This is a genomic window from Frankia sp. AiPs1, from assembly GCF_023716945.1.
GTDB lineage: Bacteria > Actinomycetota > Actinomycetes > Frankiales > Frankiaceae > Frankia.
Window position 1 is genome coordinate 6,598 of the sequence record NZ_JAMQQF010000128.1, and the last position, 6,980, is coordinate 13,577.

Sequence of the window (6,980 nt, forward strand, 5' to 3'; positions counted from 1 at the left end):
TCCCCACTGACACAGCCATCCCAGCTGACACCGTCGTCCCCACTGACACAGCCATCCCAGCTGACACCGTCGTCCCCACTGACACAGCCATCCCAGCTGACACCGTCGTCCCCGCTGACACAGCCGTCCCGGACGGACCCGACCCGGCCGGGCAGCGGCAGAGCTACCAGACCGGTCGGCTGGAACGGGAGCAGCTCGCGCCGACCTGGGTCGAGCAGTTCGCCCGCTGGTTCGCCGACGCGAGCACCGCGGGCCGGGGTGTCCCCGAGGCCAACGCGGCCGTCTTCGCCACCGCGTCCGCGGACGGCCGGCCGAGCGCGCGCACGGTACTGCTCAAGGGTTTCGACCACCACGGTTTCGTGATCTACACCAACTACACCTCCCGCAAGGGCCGGGAGAGCGCCGAGAATCCCTTCGGCTCGCTGGTCTTCCCCTGGTACGCCCTGGAACGACAGGTGGTGGCCATCGGCGCGGTGGAGCGCGTCAGCAGGACCGAGACCGAGCACTACTTCGCCTCCCGGCCCCGCGGGTCCCAGCTCGGTGCCTGGGCCAGCCACCAGTCGCAGATCATCGAGTCCAGGGACGTCCTGGACGCCCGTGCCGCCGAGCTCGCGGCCCGCTGGCCCGTGGGGACCCCGGTGCCCACCCCGCCGTTCTGGGGCGGGCTGCGCCTCGTGCCCGACACCGTCGAATTCTGGCAGGGGCGGACGAACCGGCTCCACGACCGCCTGCGCTACCGCCGTGCCTCCACCGCGGACCGCTGGGCCGTCGAACGCCTGTCCCCCTGACGTCTCCCCCTGGCACCCGGCCCTCGCCCGGCTCAGGCTGATCCCGGCTACAACCCGGTCGTGCGTGCTCTCGGCGGGGGTGTCGGCGACGTCGGTCGCGGACCGGAGTGATTGCGGCCGGTCCGGTCCAGCGGCAAACGGTGTGCCGCACCGGGTGTTCACTCCACCGCCTACTTGAATCGCCGCCGAACCCGGCCGGTCTGCCCGAACCGGCTGTCCGGGGCGACATTGTTCGCCGCCGCCTGTCCCCGCCGAATGTGCACCACCCGGACCCGATGGACAACCAGTCGATGACGCTCTGCGTGGTCGCACGGCCGTCACCCGATCGCCGCCCCACCGCAGACTGAACTCGACCGGCCCGCCTCAAAGGGGCACCACCGAGTTGAAAGCGCCGGCGGCCTGCCGGGTTCGGCCGGGGCCCATACCGCGGAACCCGCCGTGCCCGAATCCGCGGCGGACATGGGCCGGGCCAGCGTGCCAACCCGCGCGGACGGACAAAGCGCCAACCCGCGCTGACGGGGTAGGACGAACGGCCGAACCGGGCGAGCCCACTCGGGCAACTCGGACGGGGGCGGCCGAAGCAAGCCGGCCAGAACGGGATGGCCGGAGCGGGATGGCCGCGAGACGGCCGCGAGACGGCGCGTCAGGACCTTGCCGTCAGCGCAGCCACCGGCCGAGCGGATCGCGGCAGGACCAGCGGGCACCGCCCCGCCCCGCCCCGCCTTCTCCCGAACGTGGAACCGCCGGCGAACGCGCGGCGAACGTGGATGCCGCCGGCGAACGCGACGATTTCCCGGTCGGCCGTGGTGGCAGCGCCATTGCCGCGGCGGCGCGGTCACCGGTTCATCCGGGCCGATCACCGTTCGCGGTTCGGCGTCGTTCAGTGACGGCGTTCATCCGGACGCCACTCGGCTGCCGCGAACACCACCGGATGACTACGAATCACCGCCTCGTTCACCCAACGGTCCCGCTACGATCGACCCGGATGTACCGGGACGTCCGCCGCGTTGCTACCTTCTTCCCGATCAAAGCTTCCCGTCGAGGTTTTCCTGACCCGGCAGATGTCGAGGGAGACGGATTCATGCGCAGCACCAGAATGCGGGTCGTGGTGGCCGGTGTTCTCGGCGTGGCGGCGATCGCGTTGGCGTCGCCGGCGTCCGCGGAGACGCCGTCACCCGTGCCGACCGAGACCGCCGCCGTCAGCTCACCGACTTCGACCGCCCCCGCGGCCGCCGGCGCGTCTTCCAGCGCATCGCCGACCCCGACGGCCGCTGCGCTTGCCGCGACCAGCCCGAGCGCGACCCCGAGCGTCGACCCGAGCGCCACGCCGAGCCCGGTGGCCGGTGCCACCGCGAGCGTCGATCCGAGCGCGTCAGCGTCGGCGTCGGCCACCCCGGCCGCCGCGGCGGCCTCGACCGGCGGCACCGGTGACCCGACCCTCGACGGATTCCTCGACCTGCTGCCGTTCAAGGTGCCGCTGGACAAGGAGATCAACGGCATCGAGGACATCGATGTCAACCCACTCGTCCTCACCTTCACCTGCAACGGCAGCGAGCCGGCCTGGAAGCTGAAGAACACCAGCGGCAAGAGCTTCGGCTTCGGCTGGTTCGACACCAACCTGGGCGGCGGCATCCTCGACATCGGGCCGAAGCAGACCGTGGACATCCCGTCCAAGGCCCTCGCCGTCGTCGGCTCGCCCTGGGATGCCGAGACGAAGCTCCTGCTCGTGACCGTGCCCACCGTCGGCGTGTCGAACTGCGGCGGCGCGACAAGCGCACCGCCGGCGATCGCGGCGCCCGTGGCGCTGCCGGTCGCGGCGCCTGCCGCCAGCAGCTCCGTCACGGCCGAGCCGTACTACACCGGATGACCATCAGCCGGCTCAGCGCCAGGACGGCCACGGGAATCCTCGCGGCCGTCCTCGGCGGCGTGGTGCTCACCGGGTGCGGCGGCGGGGGCGACAGCCACGACGCCGCCACCAACCTCTCACCGCAGGTCCGTACTCAGCTCGCCGCGATCGCGGGCCTCGGACAGAGCAAGAGCACGGTGGTCACCGCCGTCGGTACGAGCGTCGACATCTACAGTGCCCCCACGGACACCCAGCCGTCGTCCACGCTGGCGAGCCCGAACGAGAACGGCGTCAAGCGAGTCTTCCTGGTCCAGGCCAAGATGCCCGGCTGGTGGCAGGTGATGCTGCCCGTCCAGCCCAACGGCAGCACCGGGTGGGTCAAGGCCGACCAGGTCAGCGCATCGGAGACGCCCTTCCGACTGGTCGTGTCCCGCGGTCACCACCTGCTGCAGGTGTTCAGCGACGGCAAGCAGATCGCGCAGGAGCCGGTGGCCATCGGCACCTCCGACACGCCGACCCCGGGCGGCCGTTTCTACCTGATGGAGCTGCTTCGGCCGCGCAATCCGAAGGGCCCGTACGGCCCCTACGCATTCGGCCTGAACGGTTTCTCCACGTCGCTGAGCTCCTTCGACGGCCGCAAGCCGGTGATCGGCCTGCACGGCACCAACGAACCGAAGATGATCGGTAGGGACGTCAGCCACGGCTGCATCCGGCTGAGCAACGACGCGATCACCCGCCTCGCCCAGACCGTCCCGCTCGGCACGCCGGTCGACATCGTCGCCTGACTGGGCCGCCCTCCTCGGCTCGGCCAGGTGGCCGACCGATCCAGGCGGTGGGTCCAGCCAGGCGGGGGTCCGATCAGGCGGCGGTCCGATCAGGCGGGCGGGGAGTTCTGGTCGCCGCCGACCGGGGCAGGCCGGGCTGTGGCGGCGATCCGCAGGTCGGCGACGAAACCGGCATACACCTCGTCCCGGCTCGCCGGGTCCGCCCGCAGCACGGCGCTGGGGTGCAGGGTGGCGAGCAACCTGGCGTTCGACCCGGGCGGCCCGGGCAGCAAGCGCCCACGCATCTTGGTCACCCGGAACGACGGCCCGAGCAGGGACGTACCCGCCGTCGCGCCCAGCACGACGACCAGCGACGGCCGGATGACGTTCAGCTCGGCGGCAAGCCAGGGACGGCAGGCGGTGACGTGCCGCGCCTGCGGCGTCTGGTGGATGCGCCGAGGTCCGTCACCTGTGCGGTAGCCGAAGTGCTTCACGGCGTTCGTCGCGTACGACTCGGCCCGATCCAGCCCCGCGTCGCCGAGCGCCCGATCGAGCAGCTTGCCCGCGGGGCCGACGAAGGGCAGGCCGCGGCGGTCCTCGACGTCTCCGGGTTGCTCGCCGACCAGCACCAGCCACGTGCGCGCGACGCCGGCGCCGAAGACGGTCCGCGTGCCGGGCAACTCGGCGAGGTCGCAGCCCCGGCAGTTCGCGGCGGCCGACGCCAACTCCGGCAGGTTCGCGCCGGGTGGCACCACGACGGGCTGCATGTTCATCCTGAGATTCAAGCCGACATCCGCCTGCGCGGCCCCGCCGGGGTAGGCGTGGCGCGCCACACGTGGGTTGCCCTCCACACCCCACGCGGGCGCGACCACCTCCGGCGGAGCCCGTCACTTCTCCACCGGGCTTCGAGCGGGAGATCCCTGCCCACACACTCCCTGCCCTGGAACAAGGGTGGCCAATCCCCGCCCGCCGCACCCAGCGGACCGCACAACTCGCGTGTCGGATTCGCGACACGTGTCGCGCTTGCGGGCAAGCTATCCATCCGCTAGACGATCCCAGTGATGGGCGGCTCCGCTTCCCGAGTTCGCCGGCCTCCCAGGCCCGCTCAGCCGCGGCTGCGAGCCACCTCGTAACGGGCCAACGCCTCTCGCCGCTCGACGGCATGGTCGACGACCGGCGCCGGATACCCCGCGGGCGGGCCGCCGGGCAGGGTCCACGGCTCGTGCACCTTCGCCCCCGGGACGTCCCGAAGCTGCGGTATCCACCGACGCACGTAGCTCCCGTCCGGGTCGTACCTGTGACCCTGGGACACCGGGTTGAACACCCGGAAGTACGGGGCGGCGTCCGTCCCCGTGCCGGCCGTCCACTGCCAGCCGTGATGGTTCGACGCCAGGTCGCCGTCGACGAGATGATCGAGGAACCACCGCGCCCCGTGGGTCCAGTGGACGTGCAGGTCCTTGCACACGAACGACGCCTCGATCATGCGCACCCGGTTGGGCACCCAGCCCTCGGCGAGCAACTGGCGCATGCCCGCGTCGACGATGGGGAACCCCGTCCGCCCCCACTTCCAGGCCTCGAATCCGGCCTCCGGCGGCTCATATGCCATGTCGGCCAGCGCGCCGGTCAGATCTGCCCGCGCCGATGCCGGATTCGCCGCGAGCACCTCGGCATAGAACTCCCGCCATGCCAGCTCCGACCGGAACTTCTCGGCGTCACGCTCCCGGCCGCCCGGCTGCGCCCCGTCCCCCAACCCCGTCGAGGCGGGAGAGCCCGTTGAGGCGGGAAAGGCCGTTGAGGGAGAGGCCGTTGAGGGAGAGGCCGTCGAGGCGGGAGAGGTGACTCGGTCGAGCTCGGCGAGGACGGTCCGCGGATGGATGCAGCCGTACTTCAGGTAGGGCGACAGCCGCGAGGTGGTGTCCTCTCCGGGCACGTCGCGTCGCTCGGCGTAGCCGGCCAGCGATCCGTGCAGGAACTCGGCCAGCCGCTCGTGCGCGGCCTTCTCGCCCGCCGCGGGCAGCCGGGTACCCCCGAGGTCCGGATCAGCCGGGATGCCATCCGAGGCCGACTGCGCCCAGCGCGCGCCGGCCGGCTCGGTGACCGGGCGACGCCAGCCGTGCTCCTTCCACGCCCGGTAGAACGGCGTGTAGACGCGGAACGGCGTCCCACCGGCCGTGGCCAGCCGACCCGGCGCGACCGCGTACGGCGACCCGGTCCGGACGAGTTCCCGGCCGCCGGCGGCGCGCAGCGCCTGCTCGACCTCGCCGTCGCGACGCCGCCCGTAGGGCCCGTAGTCCGCGGCGATGTGCACCTGGCGCGCGTCGACGGCCCGCGCGACCGCGGGGACGACGTCCACCGGATCGCCGCGGCGCACGCACAGCCGGCCGCCCAGGCGGTCGTCCAACTCCCGCAGGCAGCGGTACAGGAACGCGAGCCGGACCGGACCGGCCGGGCGGCGCAGCACGTCGTCGAGGACGAACAGCACCAGCACCTCGTCGCCCCCGTCCGCCGCCGCGCGCAGGGCCGGGTTGTCGCTCAGTCGCAGATCCCGCCGCAGCCAGCAGACCGACACCGTCATGGGACCGGACGTTAGACCGGCGACCAGCGCCCTCGCCGCGCCAGCGCGGGACGACCCCCAGAGGACCCGCCGATCTATAGCTGTGCGTCATCAAGAGATTACTGTGAGCTTATAATCGACGGGTGCAGGTGACCGTCGCCATCGCGTGGGATCGCGGCTTCTCGGACGCCTGGTCCCGCATCGCGCAGACCGGGCCGAAGATCGGGGTCTTCCTCGCGATCTGCCTGTTCGGCGGCCTGCTGGTCCGGGTCGGGGCAGGGCTGCTGACCGCCCTGGCGACCCGACTGGGTTGCGATGCGGTCCTCGACCGGTGCGGCCTGCCGGCCCTGTTGCGTCGACCGGCCGCGGACGTTCGCACGGGCGCGGCGCGGGTGCTCACCGGCCTCGGCCTGCTCACGGTGCTGCGCATCGCCGTGGGGGTCTTCGGTCCGAGCGCCGCCGAGGACACGGTCACCGCGCTGCTCATCCTGCTGCTGCACACCATGCTCGCCGTCGTGATCATTGCGATCGGGGTCAGCCTCGCCCGGCTCGCCCGGACCTTCGTGCGCGAGGCGCTGCGGGGACTCAGCTACGCACGCGCGGCCGGCAACACGGTGGCCGTCGTGCTCGTGATCGCGTTCGGCAAGGCCGGGCTCGACGAGGTGGGTCTCGCGACCTCGGTCACGACCCCCGTGCTCTGGGCCGTCCTTGCCACCCTGACCGGGGTGATCGTGGTTGGGGTCGGTGGGGGCCTCGTCCGTCCCATGCAGCTTCGTTGGGAGGAGATCCTCGAACATGCCGAGGACACCGCCGCCCAGGCCCGACTGACCTGGCGCGCCCGCCGCCCCGACCCCCAGACCGCCGACCCGCGCCCCAGCACCACCGATCCCAGCACCGCCGACCTGAACCCCGGCGACCCGAACCGTGGCGACCCGAACCTCATGGGCACAGACTCCGCCGACCCGCGCCCCGCCGACCCGCGCCCCGCCGACCCGCGCCCCGCCGACCCGCGCCCCGCCGACCGGCAC

Annotated in this window: 6 protein-coding genes; 4 read left to right on the forward strand and 2 right to left on the reverse strand. The window is 72.5% G+C overall.

Features of this window, described 5'->3' with window-relative positions:
• The first annotated feature begins 89 nt into the window (after positions 1–89).
• The 3 genes from pdxH (at position 90) to ND748_RS13925 (ending at position 3,419) form a co-directional block, all read left to right on the forward strand.
• Positions 90–788, forward strand: a complete 699-nt coding sequence (gene pdxH / locus ND748_RS13915; RefSeq protein ID WP_251746233.1) for a pyridoxamine 5'-phosphate oxidase — start codon at positions 90–92, stop codon at positions 786–788.
• A 1,081-nt stretch (positions 789–1,869) separates the two neighbouring features.
• Positions 1,870–2,655: a hypothetical protein gene (locus tag ND748_RS13920; protein ID WP_251746228.1), complete on the forward strand. Its 786-nt coding sequence runs from the start codon at positions 1,870–1,872 to the stop codon at positions 2,653–2,655.
• Positions 2,652–3,419: a L,D-transpeptidase gene (locus ND748_RS13925; protein ID WP_251746229.1), complete on the forward strand. Its 768-nt coding sequence runs from the start codon at positions 2,652–2,654 to the stop codon at positions 3,417–3,419. Before ND748_RS13920 ends, ND748_RS13925 begins: the two co-directional genes overlap by 4 nt.
• 89 nt (positions 3,420–3,508) lie before the next feature.
• Here the strand turns inward: ND748_RS13925 and ND748_RS13930 are convergent, their stop codons facing one another.
• Positions 3,509–4,165: a UdgX family uracil-DNA binding protein gene (locus tag ND748_RS13930; protein ID WP_374215916.1), complete on the reverse strand. Its 657-nt coding sequence runs from the start codon at positions 4,163–4,165 to the stop codon at positions 3,509–3,511.
• Positions 4,166–4,503: 338 nt separating this feature from the next.
• On the reverse strand, positions 4,504–5,973 hold the full coding sequence (locus ND748_RS13935) for a deoxyribodipyrimidine photo-lyase (protein ID WP_251746231.1): 1,470 nt from the start codon (positions 5,971–5,973) through the stop codon (positions 4,504–4,506).
• Between the two features lie 128 nt (positions 5,974–6,101).
• On the opposite strand from ND748_RS13935, the gene ND748_RS13940 reads away from it, so the two are divergent.
• The coding region (locus ND748_RS13940) for a hypothetical protein (protein ID WP_251746232.1) at positions 6,102–6,980 on the forward strand (879 nt) is incomplete at its 3' end.